The 23,313-nt window shown below is 63.9% G+C and carries 24 protein-coding genes, 1 other RNA gene and 2 pseudogenes; 9 read left to right on the top strand and 18 right to left on the bottom strand.

From position 1 onward, the window contains the following. The first annotated feature begins 6 nt into the window (after positions 1 to 6). Entirely contained in the window at positions 7 to 972 is a 966-nt protein-coding gene (locus tag ACFXS9_RS38225) for a 2-hydroxyacid dehydrogenase (protein WP_392698432.1), read from the top strand. Between the two features lie 137 nt (positions 973 to 1,109). Here the strand turns inward: ACFXS9_RS38225 and ACFXS9_RS38220 are convergent, their stop codons facing one another. Beyond that, entirely contained in the window at positions 1,110 to 1,769 is a 660-nt protein-coding gene (locus ACFXS9_RS38220; protein WP_392698430.1) for a TetR/AcrR family transcriptional regulator, read from the bottom strand. A 107-nt stretch (positions 1,770 to 1,876) separates the two neighbouring features. On the opposite strand from ACFXS9_RS38220, the gene ACFXS9_RS38215 reads away from it, so the two are divergent. Further along, entirely contained in the window at positions 1,877 to 2,521 is a 645-nt protein-coding gene (locus ACFXS9_RS38215; protein ID WP_392698429.1) for a glutathione binding-like protein, read from the top strand. Positions 2,522 to 2,671: 150 nt separating this feature from the next. Here the strand turns inward: ACFXS9_RS38215 and ACFXS9_RS38210 are convergent, their stop codons facing one another. The 11 genes and pseudogenes from ACFXS9_RS38210 to ACFXS9_RS38160 form a co-directional block, all read right to left on the bottom strand. Next, entirely contained in the window at positions 2,672 to 3,238 is a 567-nt protein-coding gene (locus ACFXS9_RS38210; protein WP_392698427.1) for a TetR/AcrR family transcriptional regulator, read from the bottom strand. Between the two features lie 4 nt (positions 3,239 to 3,242). Further along, complete coding sequence (locus ACFXS9_RS38205; protein ID WP_392698425.1) at positions 3,243 to 3,710, bottom strand: DUF1348 family protein; 468 nt, start codon at positions 3,708 to 3,710, stop codon at positions 3,243 to 3,245. A gap of 66 nt (positions 3,711 to 3,776) precedes the next feature. After that, on the bottom strand, positions 3,777 to 4,229 hold the full coding sequence (ybgC, locus tag ACFXS9_RS38200) for a tol-pal system-associated acyl-CoA thioesterase (protein WP_392698424.1): 453 nt from the start codon (positions 4,227 to 4,229) through the stop codon (positions 3,777 to 3,779). Continuing rightward, a complete protein-coding gene (locus ACFXS9_RS38195; protein WP_392698422.1) occupies positions 4,226 to 4,507 on the bottom strand; it encodes a type II toxin-antitoxin system RelE/ParE family toxin in 282 nt (93 codons plus the stop codon). The genes ybgC and ACFXS9_RS38195 overlap by 4 nt, the downstream gene beginning before the upstream one ends. An 8-nt stretch (positions 4,508 to 4,515) precedes the next feature. After that, positions 4,516 to 4,731: a hypothetical protein gene (locus tag ACFXS9_RS38190; RefSeq protein ID WP_392698420.1), complete on the bottom strand. Its 216-nt coding sequence runs from the start codon at positions 4,729 to 4,731 to the stop codon at positions 4,516 to 4,518. 81 nt (positions 4,732 to 4,812) lie between these two features. Next, a complete protein-coding gene (locus ACFXS9_RS38185; protein ID WP_392698419.1) occupies positions 4,813 to 5,724 on the bottom strand; it encodes a metallophosphoesterase in 912 nt (303 codons plus the stop codon). Between the two features lie 168 nt (positions 5,725 to 5,892). Then, positions 5,893 to 6,939, bottom strand: a complete 1,047-nt coding sequence (gene ruvB / locus ACFXS9_RS38180; RefSeq protein WP_392698418.1) for a Holliday junction branch migration DNA helicase RuvB — start codon at positions 6,937 to 6,939, stop codon at positions 5,893 to 5,895. Continuing rightward, positions 6,936 to 7,355, bottom strand: a complete 420-nt coding sequence (locus ACFXS9_RS38175) for a cytidine deaminase (RefSeq protein WP_392698416.1) — start codon at positions 7,353 to 7,355, stop codon at positions 6,936 to 6,938. The genes ruvB and ACFXS9_RS38175 overlap by 4 nt, the downstream gene beginning before the upstream one ends. A gap of 41 nt (positions 7,356 to 7,396) precedes the next feature. Beyond that, entirely contained in the window at positions 7,397 to 8,014 is a 618-nt protein-coding gene (gene ruvA / locus ACFXS9_RS38170) for a Holliday junction branch migration protein RuvA (RefSeq protein ID WP_028349220.1), read from the bottom strand. Continuing rightward, entirely contained in the window at positions 8,011 to 8,538 is a 528-nt protein-coding gene (gene ruvC, locus ACFXS9_RS38165) for a crossover junction endodeoxyribonuclease RuvC (protein ID WP_392698414.1), read from the bottom strand. Before ruvC ends, ruvA begins: the two co-directional genes overlap by 4 nt. 153 nt (positions 8,539 to 8,691) lie before the next feature. Next, positions 8,692 to 9,436 (bottom strand): annotated as a pseudogene (locus tag ACFXS9_RS38160) (YebC/PmpR family DNA-binding transcriptional regulator). Between the two features lie 201 nt (positions 9,437 to 9,637). Between ACFXS9_RS38160 and ACFXS9_RS38155 the strand changes: the two are divergent. The 4 genes from ACFXS9_RS38155 to ACFXS9_RS38140 all read left to right on the top strand — a co-directional run bounded on the left by ACFXS9_RS38155 (position 9,638) and on the right by ACFXS9_RS38140 (position 15,377). After that, positions 9,638 to 11,407: a methyl-accepting chemotaxis protein gene (locus tag ACFXS9_RS38155; RefSeq protein ID WP_392698413.1), complete on the top strand. Its 1,770-nt coding sequence runs from the start codon at positions 9,638 to 9,640 to the stop codon at positions 11,405 to 11,407. Positions 11,408 to 11,635: 228 nt separating this feature from the next. Next, positions 11,636 to 12,151, top strand: coding sequence for a (2Fe-2S)-binding protein (locus ACFXS9_RS38150; protein ID WP_392698411.1), 516 nt, complete (start codon positions 11,636 to 11,638; stop codon positions 12,149 to 12,151). Beyond that, a complete protein-coding gene (locus ACFXS9_RS38145; protein WP_392698409.1) occupies positions 12,148 to 13,164 on the top strand; it encodes an FAD binding domain-containing protein in 1,017 nt (338 codons plus the stop codon). Before ACFXS9_RS38150 ends, ACFXS9_RS38145 begins: the two co-directional genes overlap by 4 nt. Before the next feature lie 5 nt (positions 13,165 to 13,169). Then, positions 13,170 to 15,377: a xanthine dehydrogenase family protein molybdopterin-binding subunit gene (locus ACFXS9_RS38140; RefSeq protein WP_392698407.1), complete on the top strand. Its 2,208-nt coding sequence runs from the start codon at positions 13,170 to 13,172 to the stop codon at positions 15,375 to 15,377. 13 nt (positions 15,378 to 15,390) lie between these two features. On the opposite strand, the gene ACFXS9_RS38135 is transcribed toward ACFXS9_RS38140, so the two are convergent. The 3 genes from ACFXS9_RS38135 to ssrS all read right to left on the bottom strand — a co-directional run bounded on the left by ACFXS9_RS38135 (position 15,391) and on the right by ssrS (position 17,147). Then, positions 15,391 to 16,212 carry a TIGR00282 family metallophosphoesterase gene (locus ACFXS9_RS38135; RefSeq protein WP_392698405.1) on the bottom strand — a complete coding sequence of 274 codons (822 nt, stop codon included), beginning with the start codon at positions 16,210 to 16,212 and terminating at the stop codon, positions 15,391 to 15,393. Positions 16,213 to 16,215: 3 nt separating this feature from the next. After that, positions 16,216 to 16,812, bottom strand: coding sequence for a 5-formyltetrahydrofolate cyclo-ligase (locus ACFXS9_RS38130; RefSeq protein ID WP_392698403.1), 597 nt, complete (start codon positions 16,810 to 16,812; stop codon positions 16,216 to 16,218). Between the two features lie 174 nt (positions 16,813 to 16,986). Continuing rightward, positions 16,987 to 17,147, bottom strand: a non-coding RNA gene (gene ssrS / locus ACFXS9_RS38125) — 6S RNA. 208 nt (positions 17,148 to 17,355) lie between these two features. Here ssrS and ACFXS9_RS38120 point away from each other — a divergent pair. Then, on the top strand, positions 17,356 to 17,751 hold the full coding sequence (locus tag ACFXS9_RS38120; RefSeq protein ID WP_392698402.1) for an endonuclease domain-containing protein: 396 nt from the start codon (positions 17,356 to 17,358) through the stop codon (positions 17,749 to 17,751). Between the two features lie 51 nt (positions 17,752 to 17,802). On the opposite strand, the gene ACFXS9_RS38115 is transcribed toward ACFXS9_RS38120, so the two are convergent. From ACFXS9_RS38115 to ACFXS9_RS38105, 3 genes are all read right to left on the bottom strand, one after another. Continuing rightward, positions 17,803 to 18,900 carry an ISAs1 family transposase gene (locus ACFXS9_RS38115; RefSeq protein ID WP_392692877.1) on the bottom strand — a complete coding sequence of 366 codons (1,098 nt, stop codon included), beginning with the start codon at positions 18,898 to 18,900 and terminating at the stop codon, positions 17,803 to 17,805. Between the two features lie 134 nt (positions 18,901 to 19,034). Next, on the bottom strand, positions 19,035 to 19,418 hold the full coding sequence (locus tag ACFXS9_RS38110) for a cell division protein ZapA (RefSeq protein ID WP_028349229.1): 384 nt from the start codon (positions 19,416 to 19,418) through the stop codon (positions 19,035 to 19,037). After that, positions 19,415 to 19,741 carry a DUF4164 domain-containing protein gene (locus tag ACFXS9_RS38105; RefSeq protein WP_334365110.1) on the bottom strand — a complete coding sequence of 109 codons (327 nt, stop codon included), beginning with the start codon at positions 19,739 to 19,741 and terminating at the stop codon, positions 19,415 to 19,417. The genes ACFXS9_RS38110 and ACFXS9_RS38105 overlap by 4 nt, the downstream gene beginning before the upstream one ends. Before the next feature lie 378 nt (positions 19,742 to 20,119). On the opposite strand from ACFXS9_RS38105, the pseudogene tkt reads away from it, so the two are divergent. Together tkt and gap are read left to right on the top strand one after the other, a co-directional pair. Continuing rightward, a pseudogene (gene tkt, locus ACFXS9_RS38100) lies at positions 20,120 to 22,106 on the top strand (transketolase). A gap of 137 nt (positions 22,107 to 22,243) precedes the next feature. Beyond that, positions 22,244 to 23,251, top strand: coding sequence for a type I glyceraldehyde-3-phosphate dehydrogenase (gene gap, locus ACFXS9_RS38095; protein WP_392698401.1), 1,008 nt, complete (start codon positions 22,244 to 22,246; stop codon positions 23,249 to 23,251). Positions 23,252 to 23,313: the final 62 nt, after the last annotated feature.

Below are 23,313 nucleotides of genomic sequence, written 5' to 3'. Positions count from 1 at the left end.
ATGGCAATGACGAAGGGTGCGCTTGCGCTGCTGGTGCATGGCGGGACCGAAAACTGGTCGCCGCAGCGCTGGAAGAGCCGGTTCGATGACGTTTGCAAGGGGCGGTCCGTGCTGCTGTTGCCGGATGCGTCGTGCGATCCAGCGGAGGTGCATTACGCGGCGGTGTGGAAGCCGCATCCGGGCGAGCTTGCCGCCTTCCCCAACCTGCGTGTCATCTTCAATCTCGGCGCGGGCGTCGATGCGCTGATGGCCGACCGCTCATTGCCCGAGGTGCCGCTGGTGCGCGTCGCAGTCGGCGATCTCACCGCGCGGATGACCGAGTATGTCGTGCTGCATGTCCTGATGCACCACCGGCAGGAGCCGTACTTGCGCGAGTCGCAGCGCGAAAAGCGCTGGGCGCCGAAATCGCAATGGGCGGCGGGCGCGATTTCGGTCGGAATCATGGGGCTCGGCACGCTCGGTGCTGACGCGGCCGACGTGCTGCGGCGGCTGGGCTTTCGTGTCGCAGGCTGGAGCCGCAGCCCGCGAACGATCGAGGGCATCGAAGGCTTTCACGGCGAAGCGCAGCTTGAGCCATTCCTGCGGCGGACCGACATTCTGGTATGCCTTCTGCCGCTGACGCCGGAGACGCGGCACATTCTCAATCGCGGGCTGTTTGAGAAACTGCATCGCACGAGCCCGCTCGGCGCGCCGGTCGTGATTAATGCCGGCCGCGGCGGCCTGCAGAACGAGGCCGACATTTTGCAATGCCTCGATGACGGTACGCTCGGCGGCGCCTCGCTCGACGTCTACGCCACTGAGCCATTGCCCGCCGACAGCCGGTTCTGGACCCATCCAAAGGTGGTGCTGACCCCGCACAATGCCGCCGATACCGATCCCGACGAGATATCGAAATATGTCGCGCAGCAGATCGCGCGATTTGAGGAAGGCGGCGCGCTGGAAAATGTGGTGGATCGCAAGCGGGGGTATTAGGACTCCATCGTCGTCCCTGCGAACGCAGAGACCCAAACGCCGCGGCCCGCGGAAATGGCACATGCGGAGATGGCTTTGCTTCAACGACGAAGTGCAGTGGTTATGGGCCCCTGCGTTCGCAGGGACGACGGAGAGAGTTATTTCACCGCCCCGACCATCACGTCGATCGCACCGTTGACGATCGCCTCCAGTTCCTTGCGCGGCACCTGAGCGCGGGCGCGGATGGCGATGGTGTGAATGGTGGCGGAGGCAAGTTGCGCCAGCACGGTCGCGTCGGCGCTCACCGGTAGCTCGCCCTTTTCCCGGGCGAGCCGGAAACAGGCGGCAAACGCCTTGTCGAGCTCGGCAAAGCCTTCCAGCACCATCGCGCGGATATCGGGGTCATGCACCGCCTCGGAGGCTGCGGTCATCACCGTGAAGCAGCCGCGCGGACCGGATTCGCCGGACAGATAAATATCGAGCGCCACCGCGTAGATGCGTTCGAGGCGTTTTCGGATCGGCAACTCGTTGCGAAAGATTTCCCCCATCGCGACTCGCGCGTCGTCGCGATAGCGCCGATAGCTCTTGATGAAGAGTTCGCGCTTGTCGCCGAACGCGCCATAGAGGCTCGGCCGGTTCATGCCGGTGGCGGCGGAGAGATCGTCGAGCGAGGTGGCCGCAAAACCGTCCTTCCGAAACAGGTCAAGCGCCTTGCCTAGCGCCACGCCCGGCTCATAGGCGCGCGGGCGGCCCCGCCGCTTGGGCTGGACGGGAGCGTCGATCCGGGGGACCGGAGGCTTCTTCTTTTTTTGTACCATTTCGCAAATAATTCCTTGACCGGGTGTATATTATGCGGAACAGTATAAAAATCAATCCTGCCCGCCTTGAACGCCGGCCGATTGATCAACCGCCAAGGAGGCAAATCATGGACCTGTATTTCTCGCCGCTCGCCTGCTCGCTGGCGACCCGGATCGCGCTGTACGAAGCCGGCGTTGAGGCCAACTATCTCGAGGTCGACCCCAAGACCAAGGTGGTGCAGAAGGACGGCTCGGATTTCCGCACCGTCAACCCGCTCGGGCTGGTGCCGACGCTGCGCACCGACGCCGGGACCGTGCTGACGGAGAACGCGGCGATCCTGCAATATGTCGCCGACCGCTTTCCGGGCGCCGGCATCTCGGCCAACTCCTCTGAGGAGCGCAGCCGCCTGCATCAATGGCTGTGCTTCATCGGCACCGAACTGCACAAGGCACTGTTTGTGCCGCTGCTCGACAAGACGGCGCCGCAGGATGCAAAGACTTATGCGCTGAACAAAAATATGTCGCGGCTCGACTATCTCGAGAACTACCTGAAGGGCCGCGAATTCCTGCTCGATCACTTCAGCGTCGCGGATGCTTATCTCGTCACCATCATCAACTGGACGATGGCCACGCCGCCGATCGAACTGGCGAAGTGGCCAGCGGTGAAGGCCTATTACGAGCGGCTGCGCGCCCGCCCGAGCATTGCAAAGGCGGTCGCCGAGGAGTTCGAACTCTACAAGGCCGAACTCGCGCGGCATAAGGCAGCGGCGTAAGGCGCAGTCTCGTGTCCCGGACGCGGCGCGGCACGCAGTGACGCGACGCAGAGCCGGGACCCAGATCGCGTGAAGCAGCATGGACCCCGGAATAGCAGCGCAACACTTCGCGTTGCGCAGCATCCGGGGAACGCAAGCGGCAAGCAATCGTCACGCCGGCGGCGCCAGTAGCCGCTTAGTCAACTCCGCCAACGCCCGGCGAAATATCCCGGCGTCGCCCCGCGCCCGTGCCAGCACCAGCGCGCCCTGAATGGTGAGGAGCGCATCCTCGGCGCGCCGCTGCGCCTGGCTGGTCGTGAGCCCGGATCGTCGCAACAGCGACGCCAGCGCCGTTTGCCAGCGCGCGAAATAGCCATCGACCGCTTCGGCAAAACTGTCGCGCGCCGAGCCGAGCGCCACCATGCCGACCAGGCAGACGCGATCGCCCGAGTGGAAATATTGATCGACGCCAGCGATCATCGCAGCGATGGCGCGCGCGGGATCGTCGGCGGTGCGCAAGGGCGCGAAGATATGAAGTTCGAACCAGCCATCGATCTCGGCCAGCACCTCGGCGGCCATCTGCTCCTTGCCGCCGGGGAATAGATGATAGAGGCTGCCCTTGCCGAGGCCGGTGGCCTCCGTGATCAGCGTCAGCGAGGCGCCCTCGTAGCCATGCGCGCGAAACACCTCGCCGAGCGCGCGCAGTACCTCTCCACGTTCGACACCTCTTTTCAGCATCTGATCATAGCGGGTTCTCGCCTAGCCCCGCGACATCCGCCGGGCGCGGACCCGGCGCCGGCCAATGGAAGCGACGCTCGCTTTCCTTGATAGCGATATCGTTGATGCTGGCCTCGCGCCGCCGCATCAGACCGTGTTCGTCGAATTCCCACTGCTCGTTGCCGTAGGAGCGATGCCACTGCCCGGCACCGTCGTGCCATTCATACTGGAAGCGCACCGCGATGCGGTTCTGATCGAACGCCCAGAGATCCTTGATCAGGCGGTAATCATGCTCCTTCGCCCATTTGCGGGTGAGGAATTCGACGATCGCCTCGCGGCCTTCAAAGAATTCGGAGCGGTTACGCCAGCGGCTGTCCTCGGTATAGGCCAGCGATACCCGGACCGGATCGCGCGAATTCCAGGCGTCTTCGGCCATGCGCGCCTTTTGGGCGGCGGTTTCGCGGGTGAAGGGCGGCAGCGGCGGACGCGACATGAGGTTTCTCCGGATTGCTAACCCCGAGACATTGTACCGATCGGTACAGAGAGTCAATCCGAAGGTTTACTCCGGCGCCAGATCGGCCTTCATCAACAGCCGCAGCGATTTCGGGATCGGCTTCGCCCGTCCCCCGCTGATGAAGGCAACGCGCACCGCCGCCTTGATGAGGACATCCTCGCCTCGCCGCACCTCCTGTGCCAGCGTGATGGAAGCGCCCTTCACCGCAACCGGCCACGTCACCACGTCGAGCACGTCGTCCATCCGCGCCGGCCGCAGGAAGTCGAGCTGCATCGAGCGGACCACGAAGGCAAAGCCCGGCGTCTCCTCCTGCGCCTGCTCGAACAGCGCATGCTGCGAGGCGCCCATCAGCCGCAGATGGTTGGTGCGGCCGCGCTCCATGAAACGCAGGTAACTGGCGTGGTAGACGATGCCGGAGAAATCGGTGTCTTCGTAATAGACACGGACCTGCATGTGATGGCGGCCGTCGCGGATCTCGCCGTCGAGGGAGGGAGTCATTTCGCGAACTCCGTCTCGATGTCCCTCCGACTATCAATGACGCGAACGATCACGATTTGATCTACCTCTACAATGTAGAACGCAACGTATCCAAAAGCCCTCGCAGCGACGCTCGCAATTCGCTTCGATCCGGTCCAAGAAGGAAACTCGCGAAGTTCGTCAAATCGTTGCGAAAACCTGGCCAATAGCCGATCGGCAGCGATGGAGCTGCGTTCGGAAAGATATGCATGAATATCGAGGATATCCGAGCGGGCTCGCAACGAAACAACAACCCGCACAACGCGTCCTAGCCCTGCGCCTTGGTTCGTGCTTGCCGGAGAAACTCTTCCAGATCCCAAGGAACGACCCGCCCCGCTTCCACGTCCGCCATTCCTTCGTCAATGGCGTCCTTGAGCGCACGGAATTTCCTGGCCTGCGACAGCAGATAGTTAGCTGCCGATTCCTGCATTTCCTCAGGCAGCAATTCCAGGGCTTCAACGGCTTTTTCGACGGCTGAACTCATTGACAAGGCATGTAACACATTTCAGGTCAGATGCACAGCCGCCACGCTCTCCACGCCTTCCGCCACTGCATTCCAGGTCGACTACGCCACGGCCGGCTGCCCCGCCCCCAGCGTCACCAGCACGATCTCCGGCGGCACCCCGAGCCGGAACGGCATGATGCTGCAGCCGAGGCCGCCGGAGACGACGACGTCGCAATTCATCTTGATGTGGCCGTAGGCGAGCTGCTGGCCGGACGGCGAGATCGGTGACCAGCCCAGCATCCGCACCTGGCCGCCATGGGTGTGTCCGGAGAGCTGCAGCGCAACGCGCGCGGGCACGCGACGCGCGATGTCAGGCTCGTGCGCCATCAGGACCACGGGCGCGTCGTCGGTGATCTTCGCCAGCGTCGCGCCGAGATCGTCGACGCCGATCCGCTTGAGCGGCCTGAAGCGGCGGGCCGGCACATAGGCGAGCTGATCACCGAGACCGGCGAGCCAGAACGAGTGACCATTCTTGCTGAGCTTCTTCGCGTCGTTTTCGTACACCGGGATACCGACCGCTTCCAGCGCACGGCCCGCGCTCGGCAGCCCCTGCCCGTTGCGCTGCACTTCCTTGTCTTCCCACCAGTCGTGATTGCCGAGCACCGCATGCACGCCGAGCGGCGCCTTCAATCCGGCCAACGCTCCCGCCCATTCGGCGTCGGGAATGAAGCGCGTCACCTTGCGATGTCCGGCCACGTAGTCGCCGAGCATGACAACGATGTCAGGCTTGAGCGCATTGGTGCGTTCGACGATCTCACCGATATGATCGAGCGACATCCAGGGATCGCAGGCGTGGAGGTCGGCGATGGCGGCGATCCTGAGATTGAGACCGGCCGGCCATTGCGGCGGCGAGATATTGTACCGCTCGACGCGAAGCCGGACGAGCGGCGCGCTGAACCCGTAAGCGGTGGTCGAGGCGCCCAGCGCGCCCAATCCACCCATGGACTTCAAGAAATGACGGCGTGTTAACATGTGATCCAATCGTGATGCAGCGCCAACATGGTGGCGGATTGGGCCTGAATTGGGGTACGTTTGTGCAGAACGTTAGCAGACCTCCAGCAGCTTCTCACCAGCGATTCTGCCGCACCAGAGCATCCAGCCGCCGTTAGTGCATTCCCCGAGTGATCGGGTTCGAAGTGATCAGTCGTCGCTGTCGTTGCCGAACAGGCCGAACTGGGCGGGATCGCGTGCGGGCTCTGCAAGCCCCAGGTGGCGGAAGGCGTGCGAGGTGAGCAGCCTGCCGCGCGGGGTGCGCTGCAAATAGCCGCACTGGATCAGATACGGCTCGATGATGTCCTCGATGGCATCGCGTGGCTCGGATAGCGCCGCCGCCATGGTCTCGACGCCGACCGGGCCGCCGCCATAGTTCATCGCGATGGTCGTCAGATAGCGACGGTCCATGGCATCGAGGCCGGCGGCATCGACTTCCAGCGCGCTCAGCGCATGGTCGGCGATGGCGCGGTCGACAGAGCTGGCGTCGGCTGCGGATGCAAAATCGCGTACGCGGCGCAGCAGGCGGCCGGCGATACGCGGCGTGCCGCGGGCGCGGCGCGCGATCTCGTTGGCGCCGTCCGGCGTCATGCCGATGTTGAGCACGCGGGCACCGCGGGTGACGATCTTCTCCAGCTCTTCCTCGGTGTAGAAGTTCAGCCGGATCGGAATGCCAAAGCGGTCACGCAGCGGATTGGTCAACAACCCTGCGCGCGTCGTGGCGCCGACAAGGGTGAACTTTGCGAGATCGATCTTGACCGAACGCGCCGCCGGCCCCTCGCCGATGATGAGGTCGAGCTGAAAATCCTCCATCGCAGGGTACAGCACTTCCTCGACCGCCGGACTGAGACGATGAATTTCGTCGATGAAGAGCACGTCGCGCTCTTCGAGATTGGTGAGCAGTGCTGCAAGATCGCCGGCCTTGGCGATGACGGGACCTGAGGTGGCGCGAAAGCCGACGCCGAGCTCGCGCGCGACGATCTGCGCCAGCGTGGTCTTGCCGAGGCCGGGAGGCCCGACGAACAGCACATGATCCAGCGCCTCGCCGCGCTTACGCGCCGCCTCGATGAAGATCGAGAGATTCTTGCGCGCCTGCGCCTGGCCGACGAACTCCGACAGCAATTGCGGACGCAGCGCGGTGTCGCCGACATCGTCGGAACGGCGCTCGGGGGTGACGATGCGGGAGGGGGTGTTCACCCGTTGCCCCTCCGGTACTTGTTGGGCAAAAGCTCGCCGATGGTGACGACCTTCGGCTCGCGGCCATTGTCGGGAACGATGACCCGCGCCTTTGCATCGTAATCGTGGATCAGCTCGCGACAGATGCCACAGGGCGATACCACGGCGATATCGCCGGGCTCGTCCGGCTTGGGATGGCGCACGGCGACGATGGTCTCGATGCCGCGATCGCCGGTTTCGGTGATGGCGCGCCCAATGGCGATCGCCTCCGCGCAGACCGCGATCCGGCCGATATAGGCGTCGATATTCACGCCAGTGACGATGCGGCCGTCGCGGGTGCGCATCGCAGCGCCGACCTCCTGCCACTTGTTGCGATAACGCGGCCTGATCGCGTCAATCGCGGCGGCAATTAGTTCCTGGTCTTTCTCGCTCAACATGGCGGAAACGCCTTCCTCGGTCGGTCAGTGGCGAACATAGTCTATTTCGCCAGTTCCTTCAGGCCCAGCCGGATAAGCTGCGCGGTCTCAGCATTCTCGCCCGCGCTGCGCGAGGCGGCGGCAATCGCAGCGGCGGCCTGCGGCTGGCCGTAGCCGAGATTGACCAAAGCCGAGATCGCGTCGGTGACCGGGCGCGGCGCGCGGTGGCTATCGATCGCGCCGGCCAGATGCACCACGGCCGGATCGACATTGGCAAACGCCGGCGCCTTGTCCTTCAATTCAGAAACGATGCGCTCGGCGACCTTTGGCCCGACGCCGGGCGTGCGCGATACTGCGGCCTTGTCGCGCAGCGCGATGGCGTTGGCGAGTTCAGCAGGCGGCAGCGTGGAGAGCACCGCCAGCGCGACTTTGGCGCCGACGCCCTGCACGGTCTGCAGCAGGCGAAACCACTCGCGCTCCGTGTCGGTGCGGAAACCGAACAGCTTGATTTGATCCTCGCGGACATAGGTCTCGATCGAGAGAACCGCAGCCTCGCCGGGCGACGGCAGCGCCTGCAGCGTGCGCGACGAGCAATGCACCTGATAACCGACACCGCCGACATCGAGGATCACGTAATCCTCGCCGTAGGAATCGATCAAACCTTTGAGCTTGCCGATCATAGGCTCGCCACCTTCATCCGCAGCGCCGCGCTTTGGCGATGATGGGCGTGGGTGATGGCGATCGCCAGCGCATCGGCGGCGTCGGCGGATTTCGGCTCGGCCTTCGGCAGCAATATCTTCAGCATCACCGCGATCTGGTTCTTGTCGGCGTGGCCGGCGCCGACCACGGTTTTCTTGACTTGATTGGGTGCATATTCCGCAACCGATATGCCGAACATCGCGGGCGCCAACATGGCGACGCCGCGGGCTTGGCCGAGCTTCAGCGTGGCGACGCCGTCCTTGTTGACAAAAGTCTGCTCCACCGCGGCTTCCGCCGGCCTGAAATCGCCGAGGACTGTGGCGAGCCCCTCATGGATCGCGAGCAGGCGGCTCGCTATGGGCAGGTTGTCCGGCGGCTCCACCGAGCCGCAGCCGATGAAGACGAGCCGGTTGCCCTCGGTCTCGATCACGCCCCAACCGGTGCGGCGCAGGCCGGGGTCGATGCCGATAATCCGGACGGGGTGGCGAATCGGTGGGGATGTCATGGCGTAGTGATAACGCCAGAGCTGGATGAACGAAACATAAAGAGAACGGAAATCCCCGATATGCGGCTGGCTCGTGCCCCGGACAGGTTAATGCGCCCCAATCGTCGAACCATCGTCGTCCCAGCGTTCGCATGCGTTCGCAGGGACGACAGCCTACCCGCCCATCTTGGCGACCAGCGCGTCGGAGACTTCGAAATTGGCGTAGACGTTCTGCACGTCGTCGTGCTCGTTCAAGAGATCCATCAGCTTCAACAGCTTCTCGCCGGTCTCATCGTCGACCGCGACCGTATTCTGCGGCTTCCAGGTCAGCGCTGCCTTACGGGCTTCGCCGAACTTGGCTTCCAGCGCTTTCGCAACCTCGCGAAAGGTTTCCTGCGAGGCGTAGATCTCGTGGCCGCTTTCGCTGGATACGACGTCGTCGGCGCCGGCCTCGATCGCGGCTTCCAGCATCGCGTCGTCGGAGGCCTTGCTGGCGTCGTATTCGATGATGCCGGTGCGGTCGAACATGAAGGCGACCGAACCGGTTTCGCCGAGATTGCCGCCGGACTTGGTGAAATAGGAGCGGATGTCGGAGGCGGCGCGGTTGCGGTTGTCGGTCAGCGCCTCGACGATGATGGCGACGCCTCCGGGGCCGTAGCCCTCGTAGCGGATCTCGTCATAGCTCTCGCTCACCGCCGATCGCCTTCTTGATAGCGCGCTCGATATTGTCCTTCGGCATGTTCTCCTGGCGCGCTGCGATCACGGCCGCGCGCAGCCGGGGGTTCATCGCCGGGTCCGGCGTTCCAAGCTTGGCGGCGACCGTGATTTCGCGCGCCAGCTTGCTGAACAGCTTGGACTTCTGGGCATCCTGCCGGCCCTTGCGGTGCATGATGTTCTTGAATTGGGAATGGCCGGCCATGCGGAGTCTCTTGGATTCGTCCCGGGGAATGTAGGGGGTGAAGCGCGGCCTTATAGGCCGGCAATTGGCCGAAATCAAAGATTTACAGCCCATCCGGGTATGCCGGTACTGCCGCGCGCCGAAATATCAGGCAGTTGTTAACCATGATTTCATGCCCGGATGAGAGGATTTCGCACTGATCCTCAACTTTTAAGAGACGTCATGGCCTTCGGTTTGTTCAAAAAGCAGGTGGCGGAACCGGCTTTACCTGCCGTTCAGCCCAAGGGGCAGCCGGCCGCCGCCGTGACGGAGGCCGGCTCCGGCGATGGCGAGTCGGCCAGGGCGATCCTCGAACTTCTGGAACTCGAACTCGGCGCGATGATCCGCCAGCTCGAGCGCGCGGCTAATTCGGTCGCCGGCGGCGCCGAGGCGACCGCTGCGACGCTCACCACCATTCGCCAGCGCACCGACGCCCTGACGAGCCGCACCAGCGCCGCACAGGGCACGGCGAGGATATTTTCGCAGGCCGCCGACAAGTTCACCCAATCGGCGCAAGGGATCGGCTCCCAGGTGCGCGACGCCGGCAAGCTCGCAGACCAGGCCAGTGAGGCCGCCCGCGAAGCCGGCGCCAATGTCGACCGCCTGAGGGAATCATCGGCAGCGATCGGCAACGTGGTCAATTTGATCGCGCAGATCGCGCGGCAGACCACACTCCTGGCGCTCAATTCCACCATCGAGGCCGCACGCGCCGGTGAAGCCGGGCGCGGTTTTGCCGTGGTCGCCACCGAAGTGAAGGCGCTCGCGGTGCAGACCCAGAACGCGACAGAGGAAATCACCAGGAAGATCGAGGCACTGCAGCGGGATGCCGCGGGCTCCGTCGATGCCGTGCATCGCATCACGCAGGCGATCGAGGCGATCCGCCCGGTGTTCGAGAACGTCAACGGCGCGGTCGCCGAGCAGAGCGCGACCACCGGCGAGATGGCCGACAATGCGGCCTCCGCTTCGAGCTTCATCGCTTCCGTCGGCGCCAGCGCCATCGAAATCGACAGCGCCACCAAGGAAGCCGAGGCCCATGGCGAAAGCGTCGCCAAGGCCGGACGGGCCGTCACCACGTTTGCGCAGAAGCTCAAGGCGCGTTGCGCGGTGCTGTTGCGGCAAGGAGAAAAGGAAGGCGAGCGCCCGGAGCACCGCGAACAGCAAAAACTACCTTGCAGCCTCAAGATCGAAATCCAGACGCCGCGCGGCGCGATATCAGCGCCAGTCTACGAGATTTCGATCGATGGCATCCTGATCAGCGGGCCAGACGCCGAAAGGCTCGCGCAGGGCCAGAGCTTCGAGGCGACGCTGCAGGACATCGGCGCTTGTCGCATTCGCGTCAGTGAGCGCTCGAAGGCCGGCACGCAGGCCCGGTTCGAGCGGACGAACGCCGCGCTGACCGAGAAGATCGAAGACAAGCTGTGGGCGATCCAGGACGACAACACTGAAGCGGTCACCCGCGCGATGGAAGCCGGCGCAGCGCTGAAGAAGATTTTCGAGAATGGCATCGATAGCGGCGCCATCTCGATGGAAGACATGTTCGACACCAACTATGTCGAGATAGCCGGCAGCAACCCGGTGCAATATCGCACCAAAATCCTGGACTGGGCCGATCGCGCGCTGCCGCCGTTCCAGGAAGCGTTCCTTGCCAGGGACAAGCGGATGGCGTTCTGCGCCATGATCGACACCAACGGCTATTTGCCGGTGCACAACAAAATCTATTCGCACCCGCAGCGCCCGGGCGACATCACCTGGAATACCGCCAACAGCCGCAACCGCCGCATCTTCAACGATCCGGCCGGACTCGCGGCCGGGCGCAATCAGCGCGCCTATCTGATCCAGAGCTACGCCCGTGACATGGGCAACGGCAACATGGTGATGATGCGCGAGATCGACGTGCCGATCCGCGTCAGGGGCCGCCACTGGGGCGGCTTCCGCACGGCCTACCGGCTGTAATCACTTTAACCGGCCGACAAGCCGCATTCAGTCGCTCGGTTTCGCGCGATCGCGCCAGAAGCCTGTCCAAAAACTGTACAGCAAGCAGATCTCGCAATCGCGCTTTCGCTCTGAACCTTCCCTGTTCGAACTCGTTGATAGGCGGGCTTGGACCCCTCAGCGCGAACTCAGGCTGGATCATCCCGGCGCACCATCCTTGCGCACCAGCCCAGGCAGGCGGAGATCAACATGGCGCGATCTGGCACGGCAAAACGTGTAACGCGGACTGCCACGGTGCCGGAGAAAATTCCGATCAGGCTGACCGTCAATGGCAACCATATGGAACTGACGGTCGCCCCGTGGACGACGCTACTCGACGCGCTGCGCGACCATCTCGACCTGACGGGCACCAAGAAGGGCTGCGACCACGGACAATGCGGCGCGTGCACCGTTCTGGTCGACGGGCGACGGATCAATTCCTGCCTGACGCTGGCGGTGATGAAGCAAGGCGCCGAAATCATCACCATCGAGGGCCTTGCACACGACGGCGAGCTGCATCCGCTGCAGCAAGCCTTCATCGATCATGATGCATTTCAGTGCGGCTACTGCACGTCGGGACAGATCTGCTCGGCCGCCGGGCTGATCGCCGAAGGCAAGGCCAAAACGGCCGACGAGATCTGCGAACTCATGAGCGGCAACATCTGCCGCTGCGGCGCCTATCCGAACATCGTGGCGGCGATCCAGCAGGCGATGGAGCGATCATGACCCCGTTCCAATATGCGCGCGCAAACGACGTCGCCGACGCCATCAAGCAGATTGCCATGGATCCTTCGGCAAAATTCATCGCGGGCGGCACCAACCTGATCGACCTGATCAAATATGATGTCGAGGGACCGAGCCGGCTGATCGATATTTCGCACCTGCCGCTCAGGAGCGTCGAACCAACCTCCGCCGGCGGCGTTCTGATCGGCGCGATGGTGCCGAACACCGACCTCGCCTACCACCCCCTGATCGAAGGGCGCTATCCACTGCTCTCGCGCGCGATACTATCAGGCGCGTCGCAGCAGTTGCGCAACATGGCCTCGACCGGCGGCAACCTGCTGCAGCGGACGCGCTGCTTCTATTATTACGACACGGCGACGCCGTGCAACAAACGCGAGCCGGGTAGCGGCTGCTCGGCGATCGATGGCGTCAACCGCATCAATGCGATCCTCGGAACGAGCGCGGCCTGCATCGCTACGCATCCTTCCGACATGTGCGTGGCACTCGCAGCGCTCGAAGCCACCGTGCATGTCGCAGGTCCGGCCGGGGCGCGCACCATCGCGTTTGCCGATTTCCATCGCCTGCCCGGCAACACGCCGCAGCGCGACACCAATCTGGAACCCGATGAGATCATCACGGCCATCGAGCTTCCGCCAAAAGGGTTCAGCGCGAACTATTCCTACCTGAAGATTCGCGATCGTCTGTCGTACGCGTTCGCGCTGGTATCGGTGGCGGCAGCGCTCGAACTCGACGGCGACACGATCAAGGAAGCCCGCCTGGCGCTCGGCGGCGTTGCACACAAGCCATGGCGCAGTACCGCGGCCGAAGCGGCCCTGCTCGGACAACGCACTGACGCGACCGCATTTGCGAAGGCCGCGGATTGGCTGCTGCACGGTGCCAAAGGCTACGGACACAACAACTTCAAGATCGGCCTGGCGCGGCGCGCCATCATACGGACGCTCGATCAGGCCGCGCGGGGCACGCCGCAGTCGAACTCCGACAAGAAAATACGGTGAGCGCCATGGCATCCTATATCGGATCAGCGACATCCCGCGTCGACGGCAGGGCCAAGGTCACCGGCGAAGCCAAATATGCCGGCGAGTTCAACGTCCCCGGCCTCGTCCATGGCTATGTCGTCGAATCGACGATTCCGAAGGGGCGGATCGTGCGCATCGACACCAGCGGGGCGCTGGAGGTTGACAGCGTGATCGACGTGCTGACCCATCGGAATCGGCCGCAGATGGCCGATAAGGACGACGCCTACAAGGACGAAGTCGCGACGGAAAAAGGCTCACCCTATCGCCCGCTCTACGACGACATAGTCCTTTTCAGCGGACAACCGCTCGCGCTGGTGCTGGCCGAGGATTGGGAAACCGCGCGCGTCGCCGCTTCGCTGATAAAGGTCGAGTACCAGAAGGCGCCTCACATTACCGATCTGCACGCCGAGCGCGCCAACACGTTTGCCATCGACAAGCCGGAGAAGCCGCGCGGCGATGCCGAAAAGGCATTTGCGTCCGCCGCCGTGCGCCACGAGGCCGAATATTTCATTCCGACCGAGCACCATAATCCGATGGAATTGTTTGCCTCGACCGCGATTTGGGAAGACGGTCGGCTCACCGTCTATGACAAGACGCAAGGCGTGCAGAACGTGCAGCAATATCTCTGCGGCGTGTTCAAGATGAACCCGAACGAGGTTCGCGTCATGTCGCCGTATATGGGCGGCGGTTTCGGCTCCGGCCTGCGCCCGCAATATCAGGTTGTTCTGGCTGTGCTGGCGGCGCGCGCGCTCAAACGGCCGGTTCGCGTCATGCTCAGCCGGGCACAGATGTACGCCCTGGGCCACCGGCCGGCGACGATCGAACGCCTCGCGCTCGGCGCCAATAGCGACGGCACACTCGATGCAATGACGCATGAGGCCATCGCCGTGACTTCGCAGTTCGAGGAATTCGCGCGCAACGACACCGGCTGGGGCAATCTGCTTTACAAGAGTCCCAATGCGAAATTCGAGCACAAGCTCGTGAAGCTCGACGTGCCGACATCCTGCGACATGCGCGCACCGGGGGCTGCGACCGGCGTCTACGCGCTCGAATGCGCGATGGACGAACTCGCCGTCGCGCTCAAGATGGACCCGGTGCAGTTGCGGCTGCAATGCTACTCCGATCGCGATCAAGGCGCGGATATTCCCTATACCAGCAAGCAACTGCGTGAGTGCTACCGGCAGGGCGCCGCGGCGTTCGGCTGGGACAAGCGCAAAGCGGAGCCGCGCTCCATGCGCGAGGGCAGCGACCTGGTCGGCTGGGGCATGGCATCCGGCGTATGGGAGGCGCTGCAGATGCCCACCACGGTGCGCATCGTGCTGACGGCGAACGGGCACGCGGAAGTGGCGACCGCAGCCTCCGATATCGGCACCGGCACCTACACGATCATGGCGCAGGTCGCGGCCGACATGCTCGGCCTGCCGATCGACAATATCAACGTCAAGCTCGGCGATTCCACGCTGCCGCAATGTCCGCTCGAAGGCGGCTCGTGGATCGCGTCCTCGGTGTGCAACGCGATTGCCAATACCGCCCGCGCGGTTCGCGGCGACTTGCTGAAGCTTGCAATCGGCATGAAGGATTCGCCGCTGGCACGCGTCGGCGTGGACGACGTCGCGCTGATCGACGGCAAGATCATCAGCAGGCGGGATGCGACCCGCGCGGTCTCTATTGCCAGCGCGATGCAGTCCGGCAGCGCCGATCGCATCACGCGCGAGGAGGCCAACAAGGTTGCCGATGACAAGTCTCACGCGCGCAATGTCCACTCGGCCATCTTTGCGGAGGTCAAGGTGGACGAGCAGCTTGGCGTGATCCGCGTGACCCGTGTGGTCAATGCCGTCGCCGCCGGCCGCATCCTCAACCCGAAGACCGCCCACAGCCAGGTCATGGGTGGCGTGGTCTGGGGAATCGGCATGGCGCTGCACGAGGAAACGCTGTTTGACCATCGCTTCGGACGCGTCATGAACGCCAATATCGCCGAATACCACGTGCCGGTGAATGCCGACGTGCACGACATCAAGGTGATCTTTGTCGACGAGCCGGACCAGATCGTCAATCCGCTCGGCATCAAGGGCCTCGGCGAGATCGGCATCGTCGGCGTGGCGGCGGCGATCGCCAACGCGGTCTATCATGCGACGGGAAAACGCGTGCGCGACCTGCCGATCACGCTCGACAAGGTGGTTCAGTTCAATTGAATCCCGCGCGGCCTCACGCCCAAAACGCCGGCACGGCCGGCTCGAGCCTGCCACCGGCACGCACCGGCGCAACACGCAGCGCGAGGCCGGTGGCATCGTCGGTCTCGACCGCAACACCGCTGAGTGTCGCCACCCCTGCGGCCGGTTCGAAACGGGCTGATGGAATGCCCGTCGTAAAGCGCCGCAGCGGCTCTTCCTTCTGCATGCCGATGATGGAATCATAATCGCCGGTCATGCCGGCGTCGGTCATGTAGGCGGTGCCGCCGGCGAGGATCTGATGATCGGCGGTCGGCACATGGGTGTGCGTGCCGACGACGAGGCTGGCGCGGCCGTCGCAGAAGTAGCCGATGCCTTGTTTCTCGCTGGTCGCCTCGCCATGGAAATCGACCACGATCGCATCCGCGGCTTCGCGCAGCGGACAGGCCTCAAGCTCCCGATTGAGCACCGCGAAGGGATCGTCGAACGGCGTCATGAAGACGCGGCCGATCGCGTTGATAACGAGCGCGCGCTTGCCGTTCTTGGTATCGACCAGCGCCGCTCCACGGCCCGGCGTGCCCTTTGGATAGTTCGCGGGCCGGACCAGTTTCGGCGCGCGCTCGATGAACACCAGCGCCTCGCGCTGATCCCAGGCGTGATTGCCGAGCGTGATGGCATCCGCCCCGGCGTCGAGCAATTCCTGATAGATCACCTCGGTGATGCCGAACCCGCCGGCGGAATTCTCGCCGTTGACGACGACGAAGTCGAGCGCCCAGTCCCTGATCATGCCGGGCAGATATGCCGCGACCGCGGCGCGCCCAGCGCGACCGACCACGTCACCAACGAAGAGAATACGCAAAGTTCAGCTCCGGAAATCGAACACTTTCTTTTCCGTTAGCACATAATCCAGCGCCACGTCGTGCGGCAGCGCGGGAATGGCTTTTATTTCCTGCACGGAAAAGGCGGTGCCGACAGCCGTAATGACCTTCGCCTTGCGCAAGTGGGCAAGCGTGAAGTCGTAGTGTCCGGCACCATAGCCGATGCGGTGGCCGGCGCGATCGAACGCCGCCAGCGGCACCAGCATGATATCGGGAACGAGTTCGGCCGCCGCCGGCGACGGTTCGAGAATGCCGAGCGGCCCCATCATCAGCCTATCGTCGGGCGACCACGCGCGAAACGCGAGCGACTTGCCGCGCGACAGCACCGCCGGCAGCGCGAGCTTTGCGCCCTGCTCGGCGAGCTTGCGCATCAGGGGCGCGGGATCGATCTCGCTGCGGATCGGCGAATATCCGGATACGACGAGCCCTGGCTCGACCTCGAACGGCAGGCCGCGCTTCGCCATTGCCTGCGCCGCGGCCGCGCGCTGTTCGTCGCTCAACGCATCGCGTTTCGCCAGAGCTCCGGCGCGGAGGTCGGCTTTCGACAGGGTTGCCGTCATCCAGTATCTTTCCGCTGTCATCACCCGCGACCTGTCCGCCGAAGCTCAACGAGCGAAGGCGGAAGGCGGGTGATCCAGTATTCCAGAGACTTCAGTGATTCAACCGAGACGCCGCGGCGTACTGGATACCCCGCATGCGCGGGGGTATGACGGAACGTGCGCGGGTAGGACGAGGTCGCGAGCAACAAATTAAAGTGCGAGGCCGCGAACGCCGTTGAAGCACTCGATCCCGGAGTTCCCTACGAAAGTAGGTGGGCACCATATGTCCGGATCCACGGACCCGGCCAGGGACAGTTCCCTAAAGGATCGATAAGGCCCCGGGGATATATGGCTCCTGACGCACGACGCAGCTTCGCGAAGCCAATGTAAGCGTTACGGGGCGAGTCCGCCAGCGGTTACCGAGCCGCTCGACATGAAGACAACTTTCAAAATGGCCAGTTGCACTCGCGTTAAGATTGCGCTTTGCTTCACCCTCCCCTGGAGGGGAGGGTCGCTCGCATTGGCGATGCACAGCATCGCCAATGCGAGCGGGGTGGGGTGATCTATCCGCGAGCGAGGACCGAAATGGTTTCAACGGCAATCCGCCGCGCAGCAGCCAAGAAGCTGCGGGCGAATACCACGCCACACGAGCGCATCCTTTGGCGCGCGCTGAAAGAGCTACCGGTAGAAGGCACACATTTCAGGCGGCAAGCGCCGATCGGTCCTTATGTGGTGGACTTCTTCTGTCCAGCAAAGCGTCTCATCATCGAGCTCGATGGCGGGCATCACAACGAGGATGCAACAGCCAAGCGCGATGGCGAACGGCAGGCATGGCTTGAGCAGGAAGGGTACCGTGTTATCCGCTTCTGGAATTCGGATGTAACTGCTAATCTCAATGCGGTGCTAGAGCGCATCTACGTGGAGGTGCACGGTGCGTTAGATGCTGAAGCACTACCGCTGAAGCACCTCCGACGACGATAGACTGTCACCCCGCCCCGCCGCTGCGCGGCGACCCTCCCCTGGAGGGCAGGGCTATCGCATGTGAGCAATGAGTTCGAAGAGGAAGGCATCGTTCCAGCCAGCGCGCTTGAGCTTGAGGCGCAAGGAGGTGGTTGTGTCGGGATGGGCTCTGGCAACATTGAGGGCAAGGCGCCTGAGTACGGCAAGGTTGGCCGGGCCGTTGTCCTTGCGATTGCGGGCCAGATCCTCGTCGAGGATGACATCGAGCGGCCAGTGCAGGCCGTTTTCGATGGTCCAATGGGTGCGAACGATGCGCAGAACCTGCGTGCGGCTGTAGTTTTGGCTCATCAGGAAGTAGCGCTCGACGGTTTTGTCCTTGCCGCGCTTGCTGCTGATCCGCGCGACGGCTTTGAGGCCCGGAAAGTTGTGCTTCCGCTCCATATCCTTGACGGGCACGACAAGCACGCTGCGCTTTTCCTTTCGGCCATGATCTGCCTCGGTGGTGGAAACCGGCTTCTTGCCCTTGCGCACCGCTGCGGCAATCGCCGCCCTGGCGTCGGCCAACAGCGCTGGCTGGTTCTCCTTCACCGCCAGCACGTAATCGCCGCCCCGCGCCACGATCTCCTTGGCCATGCCGCGATGGCAGTGCAGCGCATCGGCCGTCACCACGCAGCCTTTGAGCTGCAGAAGTTCGATCAACTGCAACGCGCCAGCAGCTTCGTTGTTGTTCGGCGCCTGCACGTTGGCCAGCGCCATGCGGGTCTGCGCCGCCCAAGCGGTCACCATGACCGGCGGCATGTGGCTCCTGCCGCGCTCGTAGCCGCGCCGCAGCGCTTTGCCGTCGAGCGCGATCACGCCTTTTGGCCGTTCGATCTTCGCGCCTTCGGCAAAGGCTTTCATGAAGCGCTGGAAGGCTTTCTCGAACGCTTTCGGATCGAGCATGCGGAACACGCGGCTGAACGTGTCGTGGCTCGGCAGACCATGCTCGAGCACCAGCACGCCCTCCCAAAGATAGGCCTTCATTCGCGCAAACAGCGCCATGTCGGTGCAACTCGTTGCCCCGCACAGCGTCGCCATCAAGGCGATGAACAAAATCTCCGTCAGATCGTGCAGCGCATTGTCCGCGCGCGGGTCCGGCAGTTCCTCGAAGCACTCCGCAAATCGATTCATCGGCCGCTCCATCCGAATCAGGAGCTACCTTCAGAATCAATTTCTCACCGCTTCGCAATAACTTACGGAATTGAACATGCGATTCCCCTGCCCTGGAGGGGAGGGTAAAAAGAAACCAGCGCCAACGCTCGGTCTTACCCGATCGCGACGCCGCTGCCGATGGTGCGGTTGATGACCTGCGTGGTTTTCTCGATGCGGTCGGCGGCGGCGTTGAGCGCGTTGGCGACGGCGACCTGGGTGGCCTTGGCGCGATCGGCGGCGGCGGTGCGAACGTTGCGCAGGGTTTCGAGTTCGCCCTCCAGCGCGCGGATGCGCGCGTTGGCATCCAGCAGTTCGTCGCACACGGTGAGTGCGGCCATCACCGTCAGCCGCGCATCACCGATCTCGCCGAACTTGCCGCGCAACTCTCCGACCCGCGATTCCAGGCTCTCGGCGAGCTTCAACAGCCGCACCTCCTGCCCTTCCTCGCAGGCCATGCGGTACTGCCGGCCGTTGATGGTGACGTTGATGTGACTCATTCACTCTCCCCGGCGTCGGCATCGAGCACCGCACGGATGGTGCCGATTGCGGCATCCAGCTTTTCCGATATCTCGCGGTTGGCGCGCTCCAGCCGCCGCGTCTTCACCAGCGAGCCGTCGAGTTCGTCGGCGAGCCGCGAACGATCGGCGCCGAGCGCCTGGATCCGGCTCGCCAGCTCGTTCTCGTCGCGGTCGGCGTCACGCCGCCGCTCGGCCGCGGCCTCGAGCGCATCGAGCGCCATCATCAGGCGCCGTGTGGCGGCGTCGATGTCGGCATAGACCGGCTCGGCATTGCCGGCCCCGTTGGTGTGACGATCGCTCATGAGAGACAGCGCGCACCCTCGCGGTAGGCCCGCCGCACGGCAGCAAAATCCGCGGTTCGGCAAGCGGTTAGAGCACGAAATTTACGTGGCAAGCGAGCCAAGCGCAACGCCCGCGCGAAGCTATGCACTGCTAGATCGGGGTGACCAAGGTCACCCCGATCCAGCGCCTTAGTGGCATGGTCTTTTCGGAAAACCGGTACCCACTTTTCCGGACCATGCTGTAAGCAACTTTTCGCATGGCAAGGGCGTTTCCACGCCTTGGACTCCCGGGGATTGAGGTGCTATCCAGCCCGCACTTTCCCTCAAACACGCCCGTATTGCGGCCTTCGCCCGGTACATACCCCTAACCAAGCACCTCATTTCAGGCGGATTTCCATCATGACGCAGGTCGATCATACCCGTATGGCCAATGCGATTCGCGGGCTTGCCATGGATGCCGTCGAAAAGGCGAAATCCGGCCATCCCGGCCTGCCAATGGGTGCCGCCGACATCGCGACCGTGCTGTTCACACAGTTCCTCAAATTCGATGCGGCGGCTCCGACCTGGCCCGACCGCGACCGCTTCGTGCTCTCGGCCGGCCACGGCTCGATGCTGCTCTATGCCTTGCTGTACCTGACCGGCAACAAGGACATGACGCTCGATCAGATCCGGAATTTCCGTCAGCTCGGCTCCAAGACGCCGGGGCATCCGGAGAATTTCGAGACCAGCGGCGTCGAGACCACCACCGGCCCGCTCGGTCAGGGCATCGCTACCTCGATCGGCATGGCGCTGGCGGAAAAGATGCTGGCCGCCGAGTTCGGCAAGAAGGTGGTGAGCCACCACACCTATGTGCTCGCCTCCGACGGCGACCTGATGGAAGGCGTGTCGCAGGAAGCGATCGCGATGGCCGGGCACTGGAAGCTGAACAAGCTGATCGTGCTGTATGACAACAACGGCATCTCGATCGACGGCCCGACCTCGCTCGCCGATCTGGTCGACCAGGTGAAGCGCTTCAAGTCCGCGGGCTGGGCGGCCGAACTGATCGACGGCCAGGACCCGAAGGCGATTGCCGCCGCGATCGCTCGCGCGCAAAAATCCAACAAGCCGTCGCTGATCTCCTGCAAGACCACGATCGGTTATGGCGCGCCGACGCGGGCCGGCACGGCGAAGGCCCATGGCGAGGCGCTCGGCGCCGACGAGCTCAAGGGCGCCAAGGAAAAACTCGGCATTTCGCTCGACGCCTTCTCGGTGCCTGACGATGTGCTGAAGGCATGGCGTGCCGCCGGCAGCCGCGGCGCTGCCGCGCGCGAGGAATGGGAAAGCGTTTTCGCCGAGCTCGGCCCGCGCAAGCGCGCCGAGTTCGAGCGGCGCATGCGGCACGAGCGGCCGGCCGCGCTGTCGAAGGCGCTGCGGGCGCACAAGAAGGCGCTGTTGGAATCGCCGCAGAATGTCGCGACGCGGAAATCCTCCGAATCGGCGATCGAGGCGATCGCCGCGGCGATGCCGATGGAATTTTTTGGCGGGCTCGGCCGACCTCACAGGCTCCAACAACAACAAGGCGAAGTCGGCAGTGGCGTTCTCGGCCAAGGCGCCGAAGGGCCGCTTCATCCATTACGGGATCCGCGAGCACGGCATGGCCGCGGCGATGAACGGCATCTTCCTGCATGGCGGCTTCGCGCCGAACGGCGCGACCTTCCTGGTGTTCACGGACTACGCACGGCCTGCGATGCGGATCGCCGCGCTGATGGGCGCGGGCGTCGTCTACGTGATGACCCATGACTCGATCGGGCTCGGCGAGGACGGACCGACGCATCAGCCGGTCGAGCATCTCGCGGCGCTTCGCGCCATTCCCAACATGCGCGTGTTCCGCCCGTGCGACGCCGTCGAGGTCGCGGAATGCTGGGAACTGGCGCTCAACCGGGTCGACGGCCCGACGGTACTGGCGCTGACCCGCCAGAACCTGCCGCAGCTTCGCACCAATGCACCGAACGATAATCCTTGCGCGCATGGCGCCTATGAGCTGGTCGCGGCGCAGGGCAACGCAAAAGTGTCACTGTTCGCCTCGGGCTCCGAGGTCGAGATCGCGGTGGCCGCCCAAAAGCAACTGAGCGAGCGTGGCATCCCGTCGCGGGTGGTCTCCGTGCCCTCGCTCGAGCTCCTGCTAGCGCAGCCGGCAGACCGAAAGTCAGCCATTATCGGCGATGCGCCGATCAAGGTCGCCATCGAGGCCGCGGTACGCTGGGGCTGGGACGCCGTGATCGGCCAGGATGGTGAATTCATCGGCATGCACGGTTTCGGTGCAAGCGCCCCCGCCAAGGACCTTTTCAAGCACTTCGGAATTACCGCCGAGGCCGTCGTTAACGCTGCCGTGAAGCGCGTGGGCTAACGGTTGAGGTTATGGGGAAAAAGGACTACCTAGACCCTCATCTTGACCGTTCCCGCCCGGCCGAACCGGGCGTTCCGCCGTAAGCCCCTCGTGGAACAGCTCCGCGGGGATGCATCAGCTATCAAGGGAGAAACAGCATGGCAGTCCGCATCGGGATCAACGGATTTGGCCGCATCGGCCGCAATATCTTGCGCGCCATCGCAGAATCCGGCCGCAAGGACATCGAAGTGGTCGGCATCAACGATCTCGGCCCGGTCGAGACCAACGCCCATTTGCTGCGTTTCGATTCCGTGCATGGCCGCTTCCCCGGCACCGTGACCGTCGACGGCGACTCGATCAGCCTCGGCAACGGCAAGATCAAGGTTTCCGCCGAGCGCGATCCGTCGAAGCTGCCGTGGAAGGCGCTCGGCGTCGACATTGCGCTGGAATGCACCGGCATCTTCACGGCCAAGGACAAGGCTTCCGCACATCTGACCGCGGGCGCCAAGCGCGTGCTGGTCTCGGCGCCCGCCGACAACGCCGACGCCACCATCGTCTACGGCGTCAACCACGACACGCTGACCAGGGATCACTTGGTCGTCTCCAACGGCTCCTGCACCACCAACTGCCTGGCGCCGCTCGCCAAGGTCTTGAACGACACCGTCGGCATCGAGACCGGTTTCATGACCACGATCCACGCTTACACCGGCGACCAGCCGACGCTCGACACCCTGCACAAGGATCTCTATCGCGGCCGTGCGGCAGCGATGTCGATGATCCCGACCTCGACCGGTGCGGCGAAGGCGATCGGCCTCGTGCTCCCCGAACTGAAGGGCAAGCTCGACGGCGTCGCGATCCGCGTGCCGACCCCGAACGTCTCGGTGGTCGATCTCAAGATCGTCGCCAAGCGCGCAACCGATGCCAAGGAAATCAACGCGGCGATGAAGCGCGCCTCCGAGCAGCAGCTCAAGGGCATCCTCGGCTACACCACCGCGCCGAATGTCTCGATCGACTTCAACCACGATCCCCACTCGTCGACGTTGCACGAGGACCAGACCAAGGTGCAGAACGGCACGCTGGTGCGCGTGATGTCCTGGTACGACAATGAATGGGGCTTCTCCAACCGCATGGCGGACACCGCCGTGGCGATGGGGAAGCTGCTGTAAGTCTCGTGTCCCGGACGCGGCGCGGCACGAAGTGACGCGACGCAGAGCCGGGACCCACTCCA

The sequence above is a fragment of the Bradyrhizobium sp. RDI18 genome, assembly GCF_043203335.1.
Taxonomy (GTDB): domain Bacteria; phylum Pseudomonadota; class Alphaproteobacteria; order Rhizobiales; family Xanthobacteraceae; genus Bradyrhizobium; species Bradyrhizobium retamae.
This window is presented reverse-complemented; position numbering and strand designations above follow the sequence as displayed.